General features: G+C 72.3%; 19 protein-coding genes and 1 pseudogene. 10 read left to right on the top strand and 10 right to left on the bottom strand.

Features of this window, described 5'->3' with window-relative positions:
• Positions 1 to 78 precede the first annotated feature (78 nt).
• The 5 genes from ACGFSA_RS05115 to ACGFSA_RS05095 all read left to right on the top strand — a co-directional run bounded on the left by ACGFSA_RS05115 (position 79) and on the right by ACGFSA_RS05095 (position 4,708).
• The gene (locus ACGFSA_RS05115) at positions 79 to 630 is read left to right on the top strand and encodes an RNA polymerase sigma factor (protein WP_393299806.1); all 552 of its coding nucleotides are present in this window, start codon (positions 79 to 81) and stop codon (positions 628 to 630) included.
• The gene (locus ACGFSA_RS05110; protein ID WP_393299803.1) at positions 627 to 1,448 is read left to right on the top strand and encodes a hypothetical protein; all 822 of its coding nucleotides are present in this window, start codon (positions 627 to 629) and stop codon (positions 1,446 to 1,448) included. Before ACGFSA_RS05115 ends, ACGFSA_RS05110 begins: the two co-directional genes overlap by 4 nt.
• Positions 1,449 to 1,748: 300 nt before the next feature.
• Positions 1,749 to 2,438 carry a hypothetical protein gene (locus tag ACGFSA_RS05105; RefSeq protein WP_393299800.1) on the top strand — a complete coding sequence of 230 codons (690 nt, stop codon included), beginning with the start codon at positions 1,749 to 1,751 and terminating at the stop codon, positions 2,436 to 2,438.
• A gap of 114 nt (positions 2,439 to 2,552) precedes the next feature.
• Positions 2,553 to 3,758: an ornithine--oxo-acid transaminase gene (rocD, locus tag ACGFSA_RS05100; protein WP_384371497.1), complete on the top strand. Its 1,206-nt coding sequence runs from the start codon at positions 2,553 to 2,555 to the stop codon at positions 3,756 to 3,758.
• Positions 3,759 to 3,853: 95 nt separating this feature from the next.
• Positions 3,854 to 4,708, top strand: coding sequence for a hypothetical protein (locus ACGFSA_RS05095; protein WP_393300273.1), 855 nt, complete (start codon positions 3,854 to 3,856; stop codon positions 4,706 to 4,708).
• Between the two features lie 36 nt (positions 4,709 to 4,744).
• Here ACGFSA_RS05095 and ACGFSA_RS05090 read toward each other — a convergent pair whose 3' ends face one another.
• Positions 4,745 to 6,148 carry a PLP-dependent aminotransferase family protein gene (locus ACGFSA_RS05090; protein WP_393299795.1) on the bottom strand — a complete coding sequence of 468 codons (1,404 nt, stop codon included), beginning with the start codon at positions 6,146 to 6,148 and terminating at the stop codon, positions 4,745 to 4,747.
• Positions 6,149 to 6,195: 47 nt separating this feature from the next.
• Between ACGFSA_RS05090 and ACGFSA_RS05085 the strand changes: the two genes are divergently transcribed.
• A complete protein-coding gene (locus ACGFSA_RS05085; protein ID WP_393299792.1) occupies positions 6,196 to 6,708 on the top strand; it encodes a carboxymuconolactone decarboxylase family protein in 513 nt (170 codons plus the stop codon).
• A 70-nt stretch (positions 6,709 to 6,778) separates the two neighbouring features.
• Positions 6,779 to 7,507 carry an isocitrate lyase/phosphoenolpyruvate mutase family protein gene (locus tag ACGFSA_RS05080; protein WP_393299789.1) on the top strand — a complete coding sequence of 243 codons (729 nt, stop codon included), beginning with the start codon at positions 6,779 to 6,781 and terminating at the stop codon, positions 7,505 to 7,507.
• 253 nt (positions 7,508 to 7,760) lie between these two features.
• Here ACGFSA_RS05080 and ACGFSA_RS05075 read toward each other — a convergent pair whose 3' ends face one another.
• The 5 genes and pseudogenes from ACGFSA_RS05075 to ACGFSA_RS05055 form a co-directional block, all read right to left on the bottom strand.
• Positions 7,761 to 8,750 (bottom strand): malate dehydrogenase, encoded by a 990-nt coding sequence (locus ACGFSA_RS05075; RefSeq protein ID WP_358863140.1) that lies wholly within the window; start codon positions 8,748 to 8,750, stop codon positions 7,761 to 7,763.
• A gap of 182 nt (positions 8,751 to 8,932) precedes the next feature.
• Positions 8,933 to 9,958: a DUF2690 domain-containing protein gene (locus ACGFSA_RS05070; protein ID WP_393299785.1), complete on the bottom strand. Its 1,026-nt coding sequence runs from the start codon at positions 9,956 to 9,958 to the stop codon at positions 8,933 to 8,935.
• Between the two features lie 488 nt (positions 9,959 to 10,446).
• Positions 10,447 to 10,707 (bottom strand): annotated as a pseudogene (locus ACGFSA_RS05065) (NADP-dependent isocitrate dehydrogenase); the annotation flags it as partial.
• A 21-nt stretch (positions 10,708 to 10,728) separates the two neighbouring features.
• The gene (locus tag ACGFSA_RS05060; protein WP_393299782.1) at positions 10,729 to 11,541 is read right to left on the bottom strand and encodes a DUF3017 domain-containing protein; all 813 of its coding nucleotides are present in this window, start codon (positions 11,539 to 11,541) and stop codon (positions 10,729 to 10,731) included.
• 20 nt (positions 11,542 to 11,561) lie between these two features.
• On the bottom strand, positions 11,562 to 12,440 hold the full coding sequence (locus tag ACGFSA_RS05055; protein WP_366135651.1) for a bifunctional methylenetetrahydrofolate dehydrogenase/methenyltetrahydrofolate cyclohydrolase: 879 nt from the start codon (positions 12,438 to 12,440) through the stop codon (positions 11,562 to 11,564).
• Positions 12,441 to 12,676: 236 nt separating this feature from the next.
• On the opposite strand from ACGFSA_RS05055, the gene ACGFSA_RS05050 reads away from it, so the two are divergent.
• The gene (locus tag ACGFSA_RS05050) at positions 12,677 to 13,240 is read left to right on the top strand and encodes an RDD family protein (RefSeq protein WP_393299779.1); all 564 of its coding nucleotides are present in this window, start codon (positions 12,677 to 12,679) and stop codon (positions 13,238 to 13,240) included.
• Positions 13,241 to 13,451: 211 nt separating this feature from the next.
• On the opposite strand, the gene purH is transcribed toward ACGFSA_RS05050, so the two are convergent.
• Both purH and purN read right to left on the bottom strand, forming a co-directional pair.
• Positions 13,452 to 15,026, bottom strand: a complete 1,575-nt coding sequence (purH, locus tag ACGFSA_RS05045) for a bifunctional phosphoribosylaminoimidazolecarboxamide formyltransferase/IMP cyclohydrolase (RefSeq protein WP_393299776.1) — start codon at positions 15,024 to 15,026, stop codon at positions 13,452 to 13,454.
• Positions 15,013 to 15,669 (bottom strand): phosphoribosylglycinamide formyltransferase, encoded by a 657-nt coding sequence (gene purN / locus ACGFSA_RS05040; protein ID WP_393299773.1) that lies wholly within the window; start codon positions 15,667 to 15,669, stop codon positions 15,013 to 15,015. Before purN ends, purH begins: the two co-directional genes overlap by 14 nt.
• 323 nt (positions 15,670 to 15,992) lie before the next feature.
• On the opposite strand from purN, the gene ACGFSA_RS05035 reads away from it, so the two are divergent.
• Complete coding sequence (locus ACGFSA_RS05035; RefSeq protein ID WP_393299770.1) at positions 15,993 to 16,853, top strand: hypothetical protein; 861 nt, start codon at positions 15,993 to 15,995, stop codon at positions 16,851 to 16,853.
• Here ACGFSA_RS05035 and ACGFSA_RS05030 read toward each other — a convergent pair.
• Positions 16,843 to 18,546, bottom strand: a complete 1,704-nt coding sequence (locus tag ACGFSA_RS05030; protein ID WP_393299767.1) for a DUF6350 family protein — start codon at positions 18,544 to 18,546, stop codon at positions 16,843 to 16,845. The genes ACGFSA_RS05035 and ACGFSA_RS05030 overlap by 11 nt on opposite strands.
• Before the next feature lie 116 nt (positions 18,547 to 18,662).
• Between ACGFSA_RS05030 and ACGFSA_RS05025 the strand changes: the two genes are divergently transcribed.
• Entirely contained in the window at positions 18,663 to 19,871 is a 1,209-nt protein-coding gene (locus tag ACGFSA_RS05025) for a sigma factor-like helix-turn-helix DNA-binding protein (protein WP_393299764.1), read from the top strand.
• Positions 19,872 to 19,977: 106 nt separating this feature from the next.
• Here ACGFSA_RS05025 and sucD read toward each other — a convergent pair whose 3' ends face one another.
• Positions 19,978 to 20,862 carry a succinate--CoA ligase subunit alpha gene (gene sucD / locus ACGFSA_RS05020; RefSeq protein WP_037688208.1) on the bottom strand — a complete coding sequence of 295 codons (885 nt, stop codon included), beginning with the start codon at positions 20,860 to 20,862 and terminating at the stop codon, positions 19,978 to 19,980.
• Positions 20,863 to 20,872: the final 10 nt, after the last annotated feature.

Below are 20,872 nucleotides of genomic sequence, written 5' to 3'. Positions count from 1 at the left end.
GCCGAGGCGCGGGCCGAACAGCGGACCGGGAATCGTGCTGCGGCGCCGGAAGGGGCGCCGGCAGAGGACGACACCGCGGTGATCGCTCGTGTGCGCGCCGGAGAGGCGGAGGCATACGCGCAGCTGGTGCGCGCCCACACGGGCGTCGCGCTGCGGGCCGCGGTCGCCTTCGGGGCGGGGGCCGAGGCGGAGGATGTGGTGCAGTCCGCGTTCTTCAAGGCGTATCAGTCGCTCGGTCGATTCCGGGAAGGCGCGGCATTCCGGCCGTGGCTGCTGCGGATCGTCGTGAATGAGACGAGGAACACACTCCGGTCGACGGGTCGGGCGCGTGCGGTGGCCGGGCGCGAGGCGGTGCTGCGGGGCGCCGAGCCGGTGATACCGGAGTCGGCGGATCCGGCGGTGGCGGCGCTCGCGGAGGAGCGGCGGACGCTGCTGACAGCCGCGCTCGACGAGCTGAGCGAGGAGCATCGGCAGGTCGTCACCTACCGATACCTGATGGAGATGGACGAGGCGGAGACGGCGCGGGCCCTGGGCTGGCCTCGGGGGACGGTGAAGTCCCGGCTGAACCGTGCACTGAAGAAGCTGGAGAAGAAGCTCGGGACCGGACGGGGAGGGGGTGACGTGGGGTGACGGGTGCGATTGATCCGGACCGGTCGCGCTTGCGCGCGGAGTTGCTGGCGCTGGGGCGTGGGATGGAGGTCCCCGAGCCGGAGGGCGGCGGGCTGACGATGGCCGAGCGGGTGCTGGCGCAGATCGTCGCCGAAGCGGTCCCGGTGCCTGTGCCGGTACCCCCGGGGTGGCTGGAGCGGGCCGGGGTGTGGGCCCGTCGGCGGGTCCACCTGCTGGCCGCGGCGCTCTCGGGGCTCCTGGTCGTGCTGGTGCTGACGCCTCCGGTACGGGCGACGGTCGCCGACTGGTTCGACTTCGGCGGGGTGGACGTGCGGTACGACCCGTCCGCGCCGGTCCCCGAGCAGCCCGGAGCACCGGTGCCGGGCTGCGGCCCCCCGGTGACGACGGCGGAGGCGGCGCGGCGGTCGGGCTTCCGGCCGGTCGTGCCCGGGGCGCTCGGCGCGCCGGACGCGGTGTCCGTGTCGGGGCTGCCGGAGGGCCGGTGGATGGTCACGCTGTGCTGGCAGGAGGAAGGGCGGACGATACGGCTCGACGAGTTCGCGGCGCCGCTGGATCCGTACTTCATCAAGCAGGTGCGGGAACAGCCGGAGTGGCTGAAGGTGGCCGACGGCCGCGGTGGCACGGTGGACGGCCTCTGGTTCGCGAGGCCGCACGCTCTGCAGTTCGGCATGGTCGACGGGGACGGTGTTCGGTGGACGCGGTCCCAGCGGACGGCTGGACCGACTCTGTTGTGGGTGAAGGGCGGGCTGCTGACTCTGCGGCTGGAGGGCGTGGCCTCGCGGGAGCGGGCCCGCTCGGTCGCCGGGTCCGCCCTCTGACGGACCGGCGACCGGCAGGCCGACGACGGTGGGCCCGAAACCGGTGGGCCCGGAGCGGAACCAGCGGGGCTTGAACGGTGTACCAGAGGTGACGCGGTGCGGACGGGCCGTACCGCACAGTGCGACAGCAAAGGGGGCGTCATGCGAAAGCCGGGAAGCCTGTTCACGCGAGGGCGGCGGGTGCGTTCCGAGCAACGGCAAGGGGGCCGGTTCAGACGGCAGCCCGCGGCCCTGTTGCTGCGCCGGTCAGCCGTACCGGCCGCGGTGTGGGGGCTGAGTCTCTGCCTCGCGCCGAGTGCGGTGGCAGACGCATCGACAACCGTGCTCATCTCCTCGCCCGACAGCGGGGAGGCGACCGCACTCTCCGTCTCGGATCCGAGGTATGCCGAGCTGGAGACCTTGCTGGGCCCGGCCGGAAAGGGCGCCAAGCAGCGGCCGCAGAGCGTGGACGGGGCGATGGGGACCCGGCAGATCGATGTGACCTGGATGGTCCTGGATCTGGAGCCGATGCGGACCGACCGCGTCTTCCCGGGCGACGATCCGGACACCGTCTGGATACACACGGCCTCCGAGGTCCCCTATACCTACCGCGGGTACTGGAACCGGGCGAAGAATCCGGCGGAGCTGGTCAAGCTGTTCACGGAGCTCGGGCTGATGGGGAAGAAGAACAACGAGGACGCCTACGCGAAGTTGTTCCCGCAGGCCTGGGAGAACGAGAAGGCGTCCGCCCCGAAGGCCCCGTTGGCCGGCCTCGCATCGGGACCGGAGACTTCCTCGTCCGCTCCCCCGTCGACGTCCGCGGACACGGCCGGTGCCGCCGACTCCTCCGACCGCTTCGACGGCGTGTGGTGGGCCGTACCCGGGCTGGTGGCGGGGGCGGCGCTCGCCCTGGCCCTGCGCCCCCTGGCAGCCCGCCGGGGTGGTGGCGGGGGTGGCGGAGGCCGGGGCGGCCGGGAGAGCGGCCCCCGCCAGGAGCTCCTGGACCTCTGACTGCGCAAACGCATGGGCGCACCGTGGACTGAAGGTTTCCTCCCCGAGGATCCGACCGACGATACAGAGTGGGGGTTGTCCCAAGCCCGACGCCGCACGACGAACGGAGATCCCGTGTCGACCACGGAAACTGCCATCGCCTCCGCCGAGGCGCACAGCGCGCACAACTACCATCCGCTTCCGGTCGTCGTCGCCTCGGCGGACGGCGCCTGGATGACCGACGTCGAGGGCCGGCGGTATCTCGACATGCTCGCGGGCTACTCGGCGCTCAACTTCGGCCATGGCAACCGGCGTCTGATCGAGGCCGCCAAGGCGCAGCTGGACCGGGTGACCCTGACCTCGCGCGCCTTCCACCACGACCGGTTCGCCGATTTCTGCACGCAGCTCGCCGAGTTGTGCGGCATGGAGATGGTGCTGCCGATGAACACGGGGGCGGAGGCCGTGGAGACGGCGGTGAAGACCGCCCGCAAGTGGGGCTACCGGGTCAAGGACATCCCGGACGGCATGGCGAAGATCATCGTCGCCGCGAACAATTTCCACGGCCGGACGACGACCATCATCAGCTTCTCCACGGACCAGGAGGCTCGGGCGGACTTCGGCCCGTACACACCGGGGTTCGAGATCGTTCCGTACGGGGACCTCACCGCGCTCCGTGCGGCGATGACCGAGAACACCGTGGCGGTGCTGATGGAGCCGATCCAGGGCGAGGCCGGGGTGCTGGTGCCGCCGCCCGGCTATCTCCCCGGGGTACGCGAGCTGACCCGAGAGCGGAATGTGCTGTTCATCGCGGACGAGATCCAGTCGGGTCTGGGCCGGACGGGCAAGACCTTCGCCTGTGAGCACGAGGGCGTCGTGCCGGACATGTACGTGCTCGGCAAGGCGCTGGGCGGCGGCGTGGTCCCGGTGTCGGCCGTCGTCTCGTCGGCCGAGGTGCTGGGGGTCTACCGGCCCGGTGAGCACGGTTCGACGTTCGGCGGGAATCCGCTCGCCTGCGCGGTCGCACTGGAAGTCATCGCAATGCTGCGTACCGGTGAATTCCAGCAACGGGCCACGGAGTTGGGCGACCACCTCCATCAGGAGCTGGGGCTGCTCGTGGGCGGCGGCGCCGTGGAGGCGGTGCGGGGGCGCGGGCTGTGGGCGGGCGTGGACATCGTCCCGAGCCGCGGCACGGGCCGGGAGATCTCCGAGAAGCTGATGGACCGCCGGGTGCTGGTCAAGGACACCCACGGTTCGACGATCCGGATCGCCCCGCCCCTGGTGATCAGCAAGGAGGACCTGGACTGGGGCCTGGAGCAACTCCGGGAGGTGCTGCGCGGCTGACGGGACGCGCATGTCGCCCACGGCCGGTACTCGGGCTTTCGGCCGGGATCCGGTGGCCGGGACCGCCCACGTAGAGTCCTCATGTGCTTCTTGGGATGATCTGCGCGCTCGGATCCGCGGTCTGCTTCGGTACGGCCTCCGTCCTCCAGGCCGTAGCCGCGCGGGCGGCTGCCGGGCCGGGGTCCGGTGCGGGGGTCGATCCGGCGTTGTTGCTGCGCGCCGTGCGGCAGTGGCGTTACATGGCCGGGCTCGCCCTCGACGGCTGTGGTTTCGTCCTCCAGATCATCGCCCTGCGCTCCCTGCCCATCTATGCGGTGGGCGCGGCCCTCGCCGCAAGTCTCGCGGTGACGGCCGTGGTCGCCGCGCGCCTGCTGCATGTGCGGCTGCGCCGTACCGAGTGGGCCGCCGTCGGCGTGGTCTGCGCGGGTCTCGCCATGCTGGGGCTCGCCGCCGGCGGCGAGGGCGACCGGACCGGCTCGACCGCCCTGCGCTGGTGGATGCTCGGTGTCGCACTGGGTGTCCTGGTGATCGGCGCGGCGGCCGGGCGGCTGCCGGAGAAGTCCCGCGCACTGGTGCTTGGGCTGGGGGCAGGGTGCGGTTTCGGGGTGGTCGAGGTCGCTGTGCGGCTGATCGACGACGTCTCGCCGTCGGCGCTGGTCGCCAACCCGGCGACGTATGCGCTGCTGTTGGGCGGAGGCGCGGCGTTCCTGCTGCTCACGTCCGCGCTGCAGCGGGGCTCGGTGACGACAGCGACGGCCGGCATGGTGATCGGCGAGACGATCGGCCCGGCGCTGGTGGGCGTCGTCTGGCTCGGGGACCGTACGCAGGAGGGTCTCGGCTGGCTGGCGGTCACCGGGTTCGCCGTGGCGGTGGCGGGCGCGCTGGCGCTGACCCGGTTCGGCGAGGCTCCGGCGGACATCACCGAGCCGGCCGTCCCGAGCGCGCGGTAGGGCGTACTGCGCGCTCGGGACGGTCCTCCCGCACCCCTACGGGAGCACCCGGCAGAGCGCCTCCAGGGTTCCTGCCCAGGCGCTTTCGGTCGGCGCCCCGTAGCTGATGACCAGGGCGTCGCTGCCCACCTCCGCGTCCGTGTGCCGGAAGCGGGCCAGGCCCTCCAGTGCCAGGCCCTGCCAGGCGGCGGCCTGGATCACCGCTCGCTCGGTGCCCTCCGGGAGTTCGACCACGGCGTGCAGACCCGCGGCGATCCCGCTGACTCGGAGCGCGGGAGCATGTTCGGCGAGCGCCGCGACGAGCTGGTCGCGGCGGCGCCGGTAGCGCAGCCGCATGGAGCGCACATGGCGGTCGTAGGCGCCGGACTCGATGAACTCCGCGAGCGTCAGCTGATCCAGCGTGCTCGACACCCAGTCGACCTGGCCCTTGGCCTCGGCCACCGCCCCCACCAGCCCCCGCGGCAGCACCATCCAGGCCAGTCGCAGCCCGGGCGCCAAGGACTTGCTGGACGTCCCCAGGTAGACGACCCGTTCCGGGTCGAGGCCCTGGAGGGCGCCGACCGGCTGCCGGTCGTAGCGGAACTCCCCGTCGTAGTCGTCCTCCAGGATCAGTCCGCCCGTGCCCCGCGCCCAGTCGACCACCGCGGCCCGCCGGTCCGGATGGAGCGGGACCCCCGTGGGGAACTGGTGCGCGGGCGTCATCAGGGCCGCACCCACCCCGCGCATCCCGGCCAGTTCCCCGGTCCGGGAGCCGAGTCCGTCGAGCGGCAGGCAGGGGGTGCGCAGTCCGGCATCAGCGAACAGCTTCCAGTGCATGTCCAGTCCGTACGACTCGACGGCCACCTCGCGTACCCGCCGCTGCCGCAGCACCTTCCCCATCAGCATCAGGCCATGGACGAAGCCGGAACAGATCACGATCCGCTCCGGGTCCGCGTACACGCCGCGCGCCCGCGCCAGATAGCCGGCCAGTACGGTGCGCAGCTCGATGCGTCCGCGCGGATCGCCGTATCCGAAGGCGTCGTTGGGTGCGGCGGTCAGGGCGCGCCGGGCCGCCTTGAGCCAGTCGGCGCGGGGGAACGTGGAGAGATCCGGCGAGCCGGGCATCAGGCTGTACGCGGGCCGTCGGCGCACCGGCCCGGAGCGCGGCGCCGTCGTGGCCACCGGGCGCGGTTCGGCCCGCTGTGCGACCCTCGTACCGGAGCCCTGCCGGGCGGTGAGCCATCCCTCGGCGGTCAGTTCGGCGTAGGCGTCGGCGACGGTGTTCCGGGCGATACCGAGGTCCGCGGCGAGCGTACGGGAGGACGGCAGCCGGGTACCGGGTGCCAGTCGCCCGGTCCGTACGGCCTCCCGCAGCGCGTCCATCAGCCCGGCCCGCAGCCCTGCCGCACCGGTCGGGTCGATGTGCAGGTCGGCTCCGAAAGCGGCCCAGGAATCCGTCATGAAAATGGACCATACTCGTGCGCCATCCACCCCGTAGCGTCGTATCCATGACCACGAACGAGCACTCCCACCCGAACTCCGGCCACGCCCCCGAGCACAGCGCCCGGCTGCACTGGGCCCAGCTCGCCCCCGATGTCTACAAGGCCATGGTCCGGCTGGACGCCGCGTCCCGTAAGGGCCTCGACCCGGTCCTCGTCGAACTGGTGAAGGTCCGCGCCTCGCAGCTGAACCACTGTGCGTTCTGCCTCGACATGCACACCAAGGACGCGCTCGCGGCGGGCGAGTCCGTCGAACGGATCATTCAGCTGAGCGCGTGGGAGGAGTCGCAGCACTTCTACACGGAGAAGGAGATCGCTGCGATCGAGCTGACGGAGGCCGTGACGGTCCTGACCGACGGTTTCGTGCGGGACGAGGTGTACGAGAAGGCCGCGAAGCACTTCGAGGAGGCCGAGCTCGCCCAGCTGATCGCCGCCATCACGGTGATCAACGCCTGGAACCGGTTCGGGGTGACCACCCGAATGGTCCCGGGCCACTACACCCCGGGCGACAGCAAGCACTGACCCTGATCCGGCAGATCCGGTCCGGGCCACGCCCCGGACCGTCAGCGCACCCCACCCGAGGAGCCCCGCGATGACTGTGTCCGTTCTCCGCGCGCTGCACCACGGCCGCGCCCCCGGCGACCCGCTGGTCCTCCCCGGCCCGTGGGACGCCGCGAGCGCCCGTGTCTTCGCCGACGCGGGCTTCCCGGCGCTGGCCACCCCGAGCGCCGGGGTCGCGGCGTCGCTCGGGTACGAGGACGGGGCGACGCCCGCCGCCGAGATGTTCGCGGCCGTCGCCCGGATCGTGCGCGCCGTCCCCGTACCCGTGTCGGCAGACATCGAGGCCGGTTACGGGCTGCCGCCGAAGGAGCTCGTGGAGCGTCTTCTGGCCACCGGCGCGGTCGGCTGCAATCTGGAGGACTCGGTGGACGGCGTCCTCCTCGACCCGCGGCGACAGGCGGACCGGCTGGCCGAGGTGCGGGCGGTGGCGGGCGAGGACCTCTTCGTCAACGCCCGCGTCGATACGTACGTACGCGGCGTCCCGGACGGCACGGACCCGGAGGCGGAGACGATCGCCCGGGCCCGGCTGTACGCGGCGGCCGGCGCGGACTGTGTCTACCCGATCGCCGCACCGCCCGAGTCCCTTCCCCGCCTGGCCGCCGCCGTCGCGGCCCCGCTCAACGCGCTGGCGCTGCCGGACGGCCCGACCCCGCGCCGGCTCGGCGAGCTGGGCGCCACGCGCATCACCTTCGGCCCCGGCCTGCAGCGCCGGGCCATGGCAGCCGTGCGGGAGATGGCCGACCGGCTGCACGCCGGCTAGCCGGTCGGGCGGCTCATCGCCGTGAGCCGGGCGAGCCGGCCGTGGCCTGTCGGCCGCCGAAGGCCGCCAGGGTCCGCTCCAGCATGGGCATGGCCCGCACCACGTTGCGGGAGCAGATCAGGGCGTCCTCATCAGTTCCCGGGCGAGGCGTACGGGTCCGCATACGCGGCCGCCCCCGGCAGCAACGGCTGCCGGGGGCGGTGAGGTACGCGAAGGGCGTACGGACCGGATCGGGAACGACCGGATCCGACGGTCAGATCAGGCCGAGCTCGCGGACCGCGTCGCGCTCCTCGGTGAGCTCCTGCACGGACGCGTCGATGCGCGCACGGGAGAACTCGTTGATGTCCAGGCCCTGGACGATCTCGTACTTGCCGTCCTTCGTGGTGACCGGGAAGGACGAGATGAGGCCCTCGGGCACACCGTAGGAGCCGTCCGACGGGATACCCATCGAGGTCCAGTCGCCGGCGGCGGTGCCGTTGACCCAGGTGTACACGTGGTCGATGGCGGCGTTGGCAGCCGAGGCGGCCGAGGACGCGCCACGGGCCTCGATGATCGCGGCGCCGCGCTTGGCGACGGTCGGGATGAAGGTGTCGGCCAGCCACGCCTCGTCGTTGACGATCTCGGCGGCGTTCTTGCCGGCGATCTCCGCGTGGAAGATGTCCGGGTACTGGGTCGCCGAGTGGTTGCCCCAGATCGTCAGCTTCTTGATGTCGGAGACGGCGGCACCGGTCTTGGCGGCCAGCTGCGAGATCGCGCGGTTGTGGTCCAGGCGGGTCATCGCGGTGAAGCGCTCGGCCGGTACGTCCGGGGCGGCGGCCTGCGCGATGAGCGCGTTGGTGTTGGCCGGGTTGCCGACGACGAGGACCTTGATGTCGTCCGCCGCGTTGTCGTTGATGGCCTTGCCCTGCGGCTTGAAGATGCCGCCGTTGGCGGAGAGCAGGTCGCCGCGCTCCATGCCCTTCGTGCGCGGGCGGGCGCCGACGAGCAGGGCGACGTTCGCACCGGCGAAGCCGACGTTGGCGTCGTCCGTGATCTCGATGTTGCGCAGCAGCGGGAAGGCGCAGTCGTCGAGCTCCATCGCGGTGCCCTCGGCGGCCTTCAGCCCCTGCGGGATCTCCAGGAGGCGCAGGTTGACCGGCACGTCCGGGCCGAGCAGGTGGCCGGAGGCGATGCGGAAGAGCAGCGCGTAGCCGATCTGGCCGGCTGCGCCGGTCACGGTGACATTCACGGGAGTGCGGGTCATGGCGATCTCCGTTAGACAGCTGGCGGTGGGGGTCCCTGCCCCTGGTGCTGGATATCCCCTGAATCTTGATGTGAAGAGATATCCAGCGATCAGGCTATCCGACCCGGGACCTCCCGGCCGCCCGGCCCCCTGTGGCACCGCACACAACCGGTCACTCACCGCTCACCGTGCCCCGCCCGTTCTCACTGGGCGGCGGCGGTGGTGCACCCCTTCGTGCCGGAGGCGAGGGTCGCGCATGCCTTGGCGTCGGCGGCCTTCTCCACTGAGACCATTGGGGTGTACGCGTCCGCGCCGGCGTCGACCGTGCCGTCCTGCCGCGCGGCGCCGCCCGCGGTGATCCGTACCGTGTCCCCCCGGACGGCATCGGTGATGCGGGCCCACGCCGCGCCACACGTCCTGCTGTACCGCACCTCGACGAGGCTTCCGCCGACCGTGGCACTGGAGACCGTGCGCGCGGACCGGCCGCCGCACCCCGCGCCCTCCGGGTCCTGTCCCGTGCAGTCGGCGCCGCTGCACCCGGCCCCGGCGGGCAGTGCGGGCGCACTGGCCGTCGGCGATGCGGACGACGGGGTGGCCGCGGCCTTCCCGCCATTGCCGTCGCCGCCCGGGCCGGTCAGGAGTACCGCCGCGGCCAGCACCAGCAGTGCGCCCACCACACCGGTGAGCAGCAGGGTCAGCCTGCGGCGGTCGGCCGGCTCCCGCCGGACGCCGTCGGGCCGCGGCGGCCGTGGTGCGTTCCCGCGCTGGATCGGTACGGATGGCGGGCGGCCCCCGCCGCCCGCACCCGCGCCTTCACCCTCGTCCACGGCCGCGCCGGTGGTCCGGCCGCCGAAGCGGCGGCTGCTGTCGTCACCCAACGGGTCCGGCCCGAACTCGCCGAGCGCCGCGCGCGCCTGCGCGACCCGGATGCCTTCCATCGTCAGGTCGTGGCGCATCTCGGAGCGGCTCCAGGCCCGCTCCGCCAACTCCCACATGGTGGCCAGATGCGCCTGGTCGGTGCCCGTGACCTCGGCCAGAGCGACGATCGCCCCCTTGGGTGCGAGCAACCGCCCGTTCAGATAGCGCTCCCACGACGTCCTGCTGCAGCCCGTACGGTCGGCCACCGCTGCGACGCTCAGACCGCCGCGGTCGATGAGCCTGCGCAGCTGGCCCGCAAACTCCCTCACCTGCGGGTCGAGTTCATCCGGTAATGCCTTCCAACGAGGCATTGTTCCCCCTCCGTTCCCCCGAACGTGCCTGGCGTGCCCCGCTCTTCCGTCACCCTGTCGTTCCCCCTGCCCCGATACGGCGGTCCACCGTTCCGGACTACCCAGAAGGATGCCCGGAGGCAGGCTGCCAGTTCCGGGAGAGATGGCGCACGGCGGCATTCGGGGGATCGGCGCACACCCCTGCGCGCCCCCTTCCGTGGTGCTCCGCCGCGCCGGACCGCCACCGTCGCGCAGCGATCACACCGTGGCGGAATGGTCACTTCCGTGCCACAGGCTCCTGACACCCCTTGATACCTGACACCCCGTCGACAAAGCTGACGGCAGGTCGGGGCAAGGCCGCTCAAGTCGCCACGTTCCGGGGGCATCCGCGCTCCGGCGGGCTCCGGCCTCGGGTGTCCGTCCCTTCTCGGGGGAGGGGACGGACACCACAGATCGGCGTGCGGGCAGTCGGCGCGAGGCCGTCGGAGCGACGCGGTCTCCTTCTGCGGGTTCACGTCGAGCACGTCCAGGAACTCCTCCGTGGTCAGCCACGGGGCGTCCGCGGAGATCAGCCGCGCCAGATCCTTCGTCATCCGGCCGCCTTCCACGGTCTCGACGCAGACCCGCTCCAGCGCTTCGGCGAACGCGACCACCTCCGGCGTGCCGTCCCGCCTGCCGCGGTGGGCGAGTCCGCGGGGCCAGGCGAAGATCGACGCGATCGGGTTGGCCGACGTCGCCTCGCCGCGCCGGTGCCGGCGGCAGTGACGTGTGGGGCCGCACGGGCGGCGGTGTCAGCGGATCGTGAACCGGACCGCGTGCTCCAGGAAAGGGAGGTCGAGCCATGGCTTGGGCTGCGCCACGAGTGCGAGCATCACGATCAGGACGCCCAGGAGTCCGTACGTCACCAGGTCGGTGAAGCGGGAACGGACCGCGAGCATGCCCACCGAGGGGACGACGCAGCGCAGCACGGCGCCCCCGATGAGGGCCGCGCCGATCAGTATCGTGCCGATCCGGAAGGCCTCCGCGAAGGGGTTAAGGACGACGATCAGCAGTCCGGTCCCGGCCGTGCAGAGCACGGCCAGCAGCGGCCACTGGCGGGCCGGGGCGGGCGCGTCCCCCGACGCGGCCCGGCCACCGCCCTCGGGGCGGGCGGTGTCCCGGGTGAACGACGGGAACCGTCGCGATCCGCGCGGGCCGCCACCGGGCGCGGGGGCGGAGACGGCGTCGTCCGGGCCCCGGTCCGAGCCGTTCTCGTCGGAGCCCCCGCCCTCGGCTCCGCTGTCCGGCTCGCCGCCGTCGGAGCCGCCCGCACCGCTGCCGGAGTCGCCGCCCGCGCCGGCCTCCGCGCCGCGAGCCACGTCGTCCCGCGAACCTGGGGCCGAGTCCGCATCGGAACCGAGAGTCGCGTCCGCGCCGGAACCGGCCTCCGGCCCGGTTCCCGAGCCGCCGTCCCGCCGCGCGTCCGCACCTCGGGCCTGCCGGGCACGGTCGTCCGCTGCCGCCCCGCCGGAGGCCTCCACCGCAGTCACTCCCTCACCCGGCGGCGCCGGAATCGCCCGGTCCGCCGCAGCGGCCGGATCGGCCGGACTCGTACCAGCACCCATGGGGTTCCTTCCGGATCAGGTCAGCCGGCGGAGCCGGAGGACGCGGCAGCCGCGTCGCGCTCGGCCGCCTCGACCACGTTGACGAGCAGCTGGGCGCGGGTCATCGGGCCCACACCACCCGGGTTCGGGGAGATCCACGCGGCGACCTCGGCCACACCGGGGTGCACATCGCCGACGATCTTGCCGTGCTCGTCCCGGCTGACGCCGACGTCGAGCACGGCAGCGCCCGGCTTCACGTCCTCGGGCTTGATGATGTGCGGGACACCCGCGGCGGCGACGATGATGTCGGCCTGCTTGAGCTGGGCGGAGAGGTCACGCGTACCGGTGTGGCACTGGGTGACGGTGGCGTTCTCGGACTTACGGGTCAGCAGCAGCGGGATCGAGCGGCCGATGGTGACACCGCGGCCGACGACCACGACGTGCGCCCCGTTGATCTCCACACCGTGGTGGCGTAGCAGCTGGACGACGCCCTGCGGGGTGCACGGCAGCGGACCCGTCTCGTTCAGTACGAGGCGGCCGAGGTTCATCGGGTGCAGACCGTCGGCGTCCTTGGCCGGATCCATCAGTTCCAGGACCCGGTTGGTGTCGATTCCCTTCGGAAGGGGAAGCTGCACGATGTAACCCGTGCAGTCGGGGTTCGCGTTGAGCTCCCGTACGACGTCCTCGATCTCCTCCTGGGTGGCGGTGCCGGGGAGTTCGCGCTGGATGGAGCCGATACCGACCTGCGCGCAGTCGCGGTGCTTGCCGTTCACGTACCACCGGCTGCCCGGGTCGTCCCCGACGAGCAGGGTTCCCAGGCCAGGGGTGATGCCCTGCGCCTTGAGGGCCGCCACGCGGGCGGTCAGATCGGACTTGATCGCGGCTGCGGTGGCCTTGCCATCGAGAATCTGGGCAGTCATGGTGCCCATCCTCGCGGATGACCCCGCCCGCATACCAATTCTGGGTGCCGTCGGTGGCCATCAGATTGCGCTTGCACAACACATACGGCTATTGGCTGGACAAAAAGCCGATGTCAAGACCACGATGAGCCGCGCAGCACCGCGGGCAGTGTCGGGGGGACAGGCCGTTCCGATCGTGCACCGTTCCTCCACCCGGACCGCGTCGTCCCCGCACTTTCACAACGGAGGAAATCGCCATGAGCAACGGCGACCCGAACAACCCCTACGGTCAGCAGCCCGGCTACGGGTACCCCCAGCAGGCCCCGCAGGGCGTCCCGCAGCAGGGCTACGGGTACCCGCAGCAGCCCGGCCAGCCGTACGGCGAAGGCTACCCGCAGCAGCCCGGCTACGGCGCCGGGCCCGTCCTCGCCCACTGGGGTCTGCGGTTCGCGGCGCTCCTCATCGACGGCCTCATCCTCTGCGTCCCGTACATCCTGGTCGGCATCGGCGCCGGCATAGGCGGCACCGGGGGCGGCATCCTCGGCGTCATCGGGTTCATCGCCATGATCGGCCTCGCGATCTGGCTGCTGTACCAGGAGGGGACGACCGGCCAGACCGTCGGCAAGAAGGCCCTCGGCATCCGGCTGCTGCGCGAGTCCGACGGCCAGCCGATCGGTTTCGGCATGGCGTTCGTGCGCCGGCTCGCCCACTTCCTGGACAGCTTCGCCTGCTACCTCGGCTGGCTGTGGCCGCTGTGGGACGCGAAGAAGCAGACCTTCGCGGACAAGGTGTGCTCGACGCTGGTCGTCAAGTCCTCGTGATCTGACCCGTTCGCCCCGGAGGCCGCTCCCGTTCACCGGGCGCGGCCTCCCGGCGTTTCCGGGCCTGTGGACGGCGGTCCGCTCTGGGTCCTGCGAGGCGGCGGGTCTCCGGACGTCCGCTCAACCGGTCTCGCCGCGGGGGGCGCGGCGCCCCCCGTGTGCGCCCCCGGACTCCATGTCCGGGGGCACCCTTTGTGCGTACCGCTCGCCGTCAGTGGAAGAAGTGCCGGGTACCCGTGAAGTACATCGTCACGCCCGCCTTCCTCGCGGCCTCGACGACCAGCTCGTCACGGACCGAACCGCCGGGCTGGGCCACGGCCTTGATGCCGGCCGCGGTCAGGATCTCCAGGCCGTCCGGGAACGGGAAGAACGCGTCCGAGGCGGCGTACGCCCCGCGTGCCCGCTCCTCGCCCGCCCGCTCGACGGCGAGCTTCGCGGAGTCGACGCGGTTGACCTGACCCATGCCGACGCCGACGGAGGCGCCGTCCTTGGCGAGCAGGATCGCGTTGGACTTGACCGCGCGACACGCCTTCCAGGCGAAGGCGAGCTCGGCGAGCTCGTCCTCGGAGAGAGCCTCACCGGTGGCGAGGGTCCAGTTGGCCGGGTTGTCGCCGTCGGCCTGGAGCCGGTCGGTGACCTGGAGCAGCGCGCCGCCGTCGATCGGCTTGAGCTCGACCGCGGAGCTCGGGGCGTCGGGGCAGCGCAGCACGCGGACGTTCTTCTTGCGGGCGAGGATCTCGACCGCGCCGTCCTCGTACGCCGGGGCGACGATGACCTCGGTGAAGATCTCCGCGACCTGTTCGGCCATGGCGACGGTCACCGGACGGTTGGTGGCGATGACCCCGCCGAACGCCGACAGCGGGTCGCAGGCGTGCGCGTTGCGGTGCGCCTCGGCGATGTCGTCGGCGATCGCGATGCCGCACGGGTTGGCGTGCTTGATGATCGCGACACACGGCTCGGCGTGGTCGTACGCGGCACGGCGCGCGGCGTCCGTGTCCGTGTAGTTGTTGTACGACATCTCCTTGCCGTGCAGCTGCTCCGCCTCGGCCAGGCCACCGGAGCCGGAGGTGTACAGCGCGGCGGGCTGGTGCGGGTTCTCGCCGTACCGCAGGACGTCGCTGCGCTCGTACGTCGCACCGAAGAAGTCGGGGAAGCCCGAGTCGTCGGCGGGCGCGTACGCTTCAGCGGCTTCGCCGACGGCACCCGCGAACCAGGAGGCGACGGCCACGTCGTACGCCGCGGTGTGCTGGAACGCCTCGGCGGCGAGCCGCTTGCGGGCAGTCAGGTCGAAGCCACCCGCCTTGACCGCGGCAAGGACGTCGGCGTACCGCCCGGGGCTGGTGACGACGGCCACGGACGGGTGGTTCTTGGCGGCGGCGCGGACCATCGACGGGCCGCCGATATCGATCTGCTCCACGCACTCGTCGGCGGAGGCGCCGGAGGCGACGGTCTCCTTGAACGGGTACAGGTTGACGACGACGAGGTCGAAGGGCTCGACACCCAGCTCGGCGAGCTGCTCGCGGTGGGCGTCCAGGCGCAGGTCGGCGAGGATGCCGGCGTGGACGCGCGGGTGCAGCGTCTTCACGCGGCCGTCGAGGCACTCGGGGAAGCCGGTGAGCTCCTCGACCTTGGTGACCGGCACACCGGCAGCGGCGATCTTCCCGGCGGTCGAACCGGTGGAGACGAGCTCGACGCCCGCCTCGTGAAGACCGCGGGCGAGGTCTTCGAGCCCCGTCTTGTCGTAGACACTGACCAGGGCGCGGCGGATGGGCTTATTCACCGACATGACCGAGATGAACCTTTCGTCCCTCAATGCGATAGCCGTTACGGGCGAGCCGCCCCACGACCTCGACGAGCAGCTTGCGCTCGACTTCCTTGATGCGTTCGTGGAGAGCGGCTTCGCCCTCCGGCGTGTCCTCTTCGGTCACTTCGACCACGCCCTGCGCGATGATCGGACCGGTGTCGACACCGTCGTCGACGAAGTGGACGGTGCACCCGGTGACCTTCGCGCCGTACGCGAGGGCGTCACGCACCCCGTGGGCACCGGGAAAGCTGGGGAGCAGGGCGGGGTGGGTGTTGACGAACCGGCCGCCGAACTCGGCGAGGAACCGCTTGCCCACGATCTTCATGAAGCCCGCGGACACCACGAGGTCCGGATGGTGCGCTGCGGTGGCCGCGGCGAGCGCCGCGTCCCACTCCTCGCGGGTGGCGTAGTCCTTGACCTTGCAGACGAAGGTCGGCAGCCCCGCGCGCTCCGCCCGTTCCAGACCGACGATGTCGTCGCGGTCGGCGCCGACCGCGACGACCTGGGCGCCGAAGCCCGCAGGGTCGTCATCGATCGCGTCGAGCAGGGCTTGGAGGTTCGTACCCGAGCCGGAGACCAGCACGACCAGGCGGGCCGGAGCGGCGGAGGAGGGCGGGGAGGCCACGGCTGGGCCCTTTCTCGCGTGGTGAAGCCTCGCGTGGTGAAGCAGAGCGACGCTATTTGTACGGTCGTACGAAAGAATCGCTCCCCTCAATACGGGGAACCCTACGAAGGAGTCGACCGTCAGCAACGATACCGGCACATCGGGGGACCCCCACGGGACGGGGGTGAGGGGCCGGATCGAAGAGAGGAGGGGGTCCGGACGGAAGGCACGGGCCGCCGCGGCCGCGCTCCCCGCTTTCGGCCCCTGAGGGCCGGGAGGTAGCGTCAGGGGACAGGGAACCGTCCGCAGGGCGGAAATGACGAGATGGGGAAGACGTTCACCACATGCCGGACCGACGCCGCCGCACCGCCTTCCGCCTCCCGCTGCCCGAGCGGTCCTCAGTGCTGCTGAGGGAACGCCGGCCCCCCACGGGCTCCTCCACTTCCCCGGACAACGACGACAACCCGTTCGCCGCACCGCCGGAGAACCGCCCCGACCAGCCGTGGCAGCCCCGCCACCCGTCGAACGGCGGGGCCGACGGAGACGGCAACGGGAACGGAAACGGCGACGGGGCACCCGAGGACGGTCCCTCCGACGACCGCCCCGTCTGGGGCAGTCAGTGGAGCCGCCACCAGCCGGGACGCCAGAGCGGCGGCTTCGGTGGCCGTCCCGGCGGCCAGGGCGGACCGAACGGCCCGGGCGGCCGGGGCGGACCCGAGAACAACCCCGGCGGACTGCGCTGGGACCCGACCGACCCCGCCCAGCGCCGCGCCCGCTACGCGCTGCTCTCCGGTATGTGGGCCTTCTTCTTCGCGATCTTCGATTTCCCGGAGATCGCCCTGCTGCTCGGCGCGCTGGCCGTGTACTGGTCGATCAGCTCCCTGCGCGCCAAGCCCAAGAGCGCGACGGCGGCGGACGGCGCCGCCGGTTCTTCCGGTACGGGCTCCACTCCGACAGGCACCCCGGCCTCCGGACCCGGTGCGCCGTATGCGCAGGTCCAGGGCAGGCCGCAGACGACGGCCGCGGTCAGCGGGCTCGTCACGGCGTTGCTGGCGCTGTCGATCGTCGCGATGACGTTCACGGTGCAGCTGGTCTACCGCGACTACTACACCTGCGTGAACGACGCGCTCACCAAGTCCGGACAGCTGGCCTGCAACGATCTCCTGCCGAAGCCGCTGGAGCCGTTCTTCGGCGTCAAGAACTAGCACTTCCCCCCGGCCCACTCGTCGGCCCGGCCTCCGAAGGCCGGGCCGACGGCGTTTCCAGCTCCGTGAGGAGGGGGGCCCAGGAGGAATCCTGGGCCGCTCGCCCATGCCACGGATCGGTCGGCAGGAAGTCGTACGCGTCCCGGCCCGCGTGTTCCTCGTCGCGGGACGCGGAGTTGGGTGTGGGGGTGGTGGGCACGGAGGCGGGCGCGGTCGCGGACGGCCGCACGGAGCCTGCTCCAGCCGCAGGTCCGGTTCCGGACTCCGTGCCGGCAGCCGCGTCCTCGCCCCCGGGCCCGCGCCGCGGGCGCCACCACCGGCGCCGCTCCTCTCCCGGCTGCCCGGGCGCCTGTGCATCGGCCACCCCAGGTGTCACGGGGGGCACCGTTTTCTCCGCCGCCTCGGCGCTCTCCCCCTCGCTGCCGGGTTCCCGCAGCCGCCACGCCCTCAGCAGCAGCGCCCCCGGCACACCGAGCAGTGCCGTCCACGCCACCGCCGCCGCCCCGGTCAGCCACCACACCGGGCCGAACTCCGCCAGCGCCCCGGTCCCCAGCGGACCGCCCGCCGCCGCGGTCAGCAGCGCCGTGCAGGCGCCGCATCCCAGCGCGGCCAGGGCAGCCGTCAGCGCGGTCCCCCGCAGGCCCCACGCCGGCTCCCCCACACCACGGGCGGGCGCTGCCCTCCGTACCGTGAACCAGGCGATCGTCACCCCGGCCGCGACCGGTACCGCCGCGGCCGCCCAGTTCGGAGCCGTTCCGGTTCCGTGGGCGGGGACCGCCGCCAGCAGCGGGAAGTTCGGCAGGGCCGGTCGCCCGGTGAAGGCGAGCGGGGTGACCGTGGACGCCGTACCGAGGGTGAATCCTGGCCCCATCCCGTACGCGGCACCCCACATCGCCGCGTTCGGCACGAGCACCAGCGCCAGCAGCAGGACCGCGGCCCTGCCCGCCCAGTCGCCGGACAGCCCCAGGAACGAGTCCCGAACCGGCTGCTCATGCCACACCAGGGCCACCGCGACGAGCAGCGCCCCGCCACCCAGCAGCACCGCCGTCCCGGCCACCGCCGACCGGAGCACCGCCTCCGCCCGCTCAACGAAGCGGGACCGTGCCGGTGCCCCGCGCGGCCGCTCCGGCGCCGGGGCCGGCGGCGGCCCGATCGGGCGCCCGGCCGCCGCCCACACCCCGGCGGCTGCCCCGCCCGCCACCACGGGGGCCATCGGGAACAGGAGCGAGTCCGGCTGCGCGAACATCGGCCCGCCCTTCGCATAGAGGACAATCGCCGCCGCGACCAGCAAATATCCCGCCGTCACCAGGAAGAAGGCGCTCGCGCCCGACGGTGGGGTGCGCCCCTCGTCCGGCTCCATCACGTCGCGGGCGGCCCGGTGCACCAGCCACACCAGCACCCCGGTGAGCAGCAACGGGACGATGCCGACGGGGGCGGGGGCGCCGCTGAGGGTGTCGGTCCTGACGAGTGCCGCGCCGTGCGCCAGCAGCCAGATCCCGGCCGCCGCGTGGAGGGCCCCGCCGGGGCCGCTGTCGGGGGCCGGGGAGCTGATCCACACCACCAGGGCGAGGACGGCGAGCGAGCCGAGTCCGAGCCCCGCGGCAAGCACCCCCCGCACAAAGGCGGATGCCAGTACGGCGGTCCTTCCCTGCTCTGCCGAGAGCGACGGGGTGCGTTCGGTCTTGTGGATCACACCGCAATGCTCCCAACGACACGCACTTAATCCATGTAACGGGCGATTAGCCGCTGTGTCGCCCAATATACGGTTATGTACATTTCCATCCCGTGGAGGCCTGCCGGGGGTTCCTCATGACCCAGGGCGTCACCGACACGGCCTCCTTCCCCCTGCCCTCCCCGAAGGAGCTGCGCCGACTGCGCGAGGCGAAGTCACTGAGTGAGGAGCAGGTCGCCGCGGCCGTGGGCGTCACCCCGGCCGTGGTCCGGTCCTGGGAGGCGGGCCGCGCCAGCCCTCGGGGACGGAAGCGTGAGGCGTACGCGAAGCTGATCGGCTCGGCCGGCACGGGCACCACGGAGGCGCGGGGCACCTCGGAAAGCACCCCTCCGGTCGCCCACGGCAAGCGGGCCGACCTGACGAAGCCGTCGTCGTCCCCGGCACCGGCAGCAGGAACGTCAGCGGGAGCGGCGGAAACGGCGCGGGCCGACGAGCCTCCGGCCGGCGACCGGCCGGGCGCCCCCGTACCCGCTCTGACACCCGCCGAGGCGTTCGACGCCCTGTACTCGAAGAACGCCGCCGCCCTCTTCCGCCAGACGTTCCTGCTGACCGGGCGCCGGAACCTCTCCAGGGAGGCTGTCGAGCGGGCCTTCGAGCAGGCCTGGCAGCGCTGGCCCGAGGTCGCGGTGGACCGGGACCCCGCGGGCTGGGTACGGGCGGCCGCATACGAGTACGCGGTGTCGCCCTGGCACCGGCTGCGCCGGGCGCACCGCCACCCCGACCCGCCGCCCGCCGCCCCCGGCGCGGGCGCCCTGCTCGACGCACTGCTCGACCTGCCGCCGTCCTACCGTCGCACCCTGCTGCTCTACGACGGTGTCGGCCTGGACCTGCCGGAGACCGCCGCGGAGACGGAGGCGAGCACTCCGGCGGCTGCGAGCCGGCTGATGAACGCGCGTGCCGCGGTGGCCGAGCAGGTGCCCGGGCTGGCGGAACCCTCATGGCCCACCGGACAGTCGGCGCTGCTGCACGAGCAACTGGGCGCGCTCGCCCTCACTCAGCCGGTGGCCGCGATGCCCGCGGCCCATGCGATCCGTGACGGCAGTGAGCACAAGGCCGGGCTCTGGACACGGGCAGCCATCGCCCTGACGGCCCTGATCGTCGGGATCGCACTGATCACTATGGTGACGTCTCCGATGCGGCACGGGAATCCGCCCGCCGAGCGGGTCGGCGGCGTGCCTCCCCGCGGCGGTCCCCAGAAGCTGACCCCACAGGACCTCGAGCTGCAGAAGAAGCTCCGCGAAGAGCTCGTCCATGGTCCGGCGCGACTGGTACCGGACCTGAGGTGACTTCAGCGCGCTGCGGCCGGCGCACAGAAAACGGCGCGGGCCCGTACCCCGGAGGAGGGGTACGGGCCCGCGCCGTCTGTGCGGAGGCAGTCCCGCGAAGAGGTGATCAGGCGCCGAGGATCTCGCGCGCCAGCTTGGCGGTCTCGGTCGGCGTCTTGCCGACCTTGACGCCGGCGGCCTCAAGGGCCTCCTTCTTCGCCTGGGCGGTGCCGGAGGAGCCGGAGACGATGGCGCCTGCGTGGCCCATGGTCTTGCCCTCGGGGGCGGTGAAGCCCGCGACGTAACCGACGACCGGCTTGGTGACGTTCTTCGCGATGAAGTCCGCCGCACGCTCCTCGGCGTCGCCGCCGATCTCGCCGATCATGACGATCAGGTCGGTCTCGGGGTCGGCCTCGAACGCCGCGAGGGCGTCGATGTGCGTCGTACCGATGATCGGGTCGCCACCGATGCCGACGGCGGACGAGAAGCCGATGTCACGGAGCTCGTACATCATCTGGTAGGTCAGCGTGCCGGACTTCGACACGAGACCGATGCGGCCGGGCTTGGTGATGTCGCCCGGGATGATGCCCGCGTTGGACTGGCCGGGGGTGATCAGGCCGGGGCAGTTCGGGCCGATGATCCGGGTCTTGTTGCCCTTCGAACCGGCGTACGCCCAGAAGGCGGCCGAGTCGTGGACGGCGATGCCCTCGGTGATCACGACGGCGAGGGGGATCTCGGCGTCGATCGCCTCGACGACGGCGGCCTTCGCGAAGGCCGGCGGCACGAAGAGGACGGACACGTCGGCGCCGGTCTTCTCCATCGCCTCGGCGACGGAGCCGAAGACGGGTACCTCGGTGCCGTCGAAGTCGACGGTCGTGCCGGCCTTGCGCGGGTTCACGCCGCCGACGATGTTGGTGCCGTCGGCCAGCATGAGCTTGGTGTGCTTCATGCCGGTGGCACCGGTCATCCCCTGGACGATGACCTTGCTGTCCTTGGTGAGGAAGATAGCCATGGTGTTGGAG

It is taken from the genome of Streptomyces sp. NPDC048496, assembly GCF_043200055.1.
Classification (GTDB): Bacteria; Actinomycetota; Actinomycetes; order Streptomycetales; family Streptomycetaceae; genus Streptomyces.
Note: the sequence above shows the minus strand (reverse complement) of the source record. Positions and strands in the feature narration are given on the sequence as shown.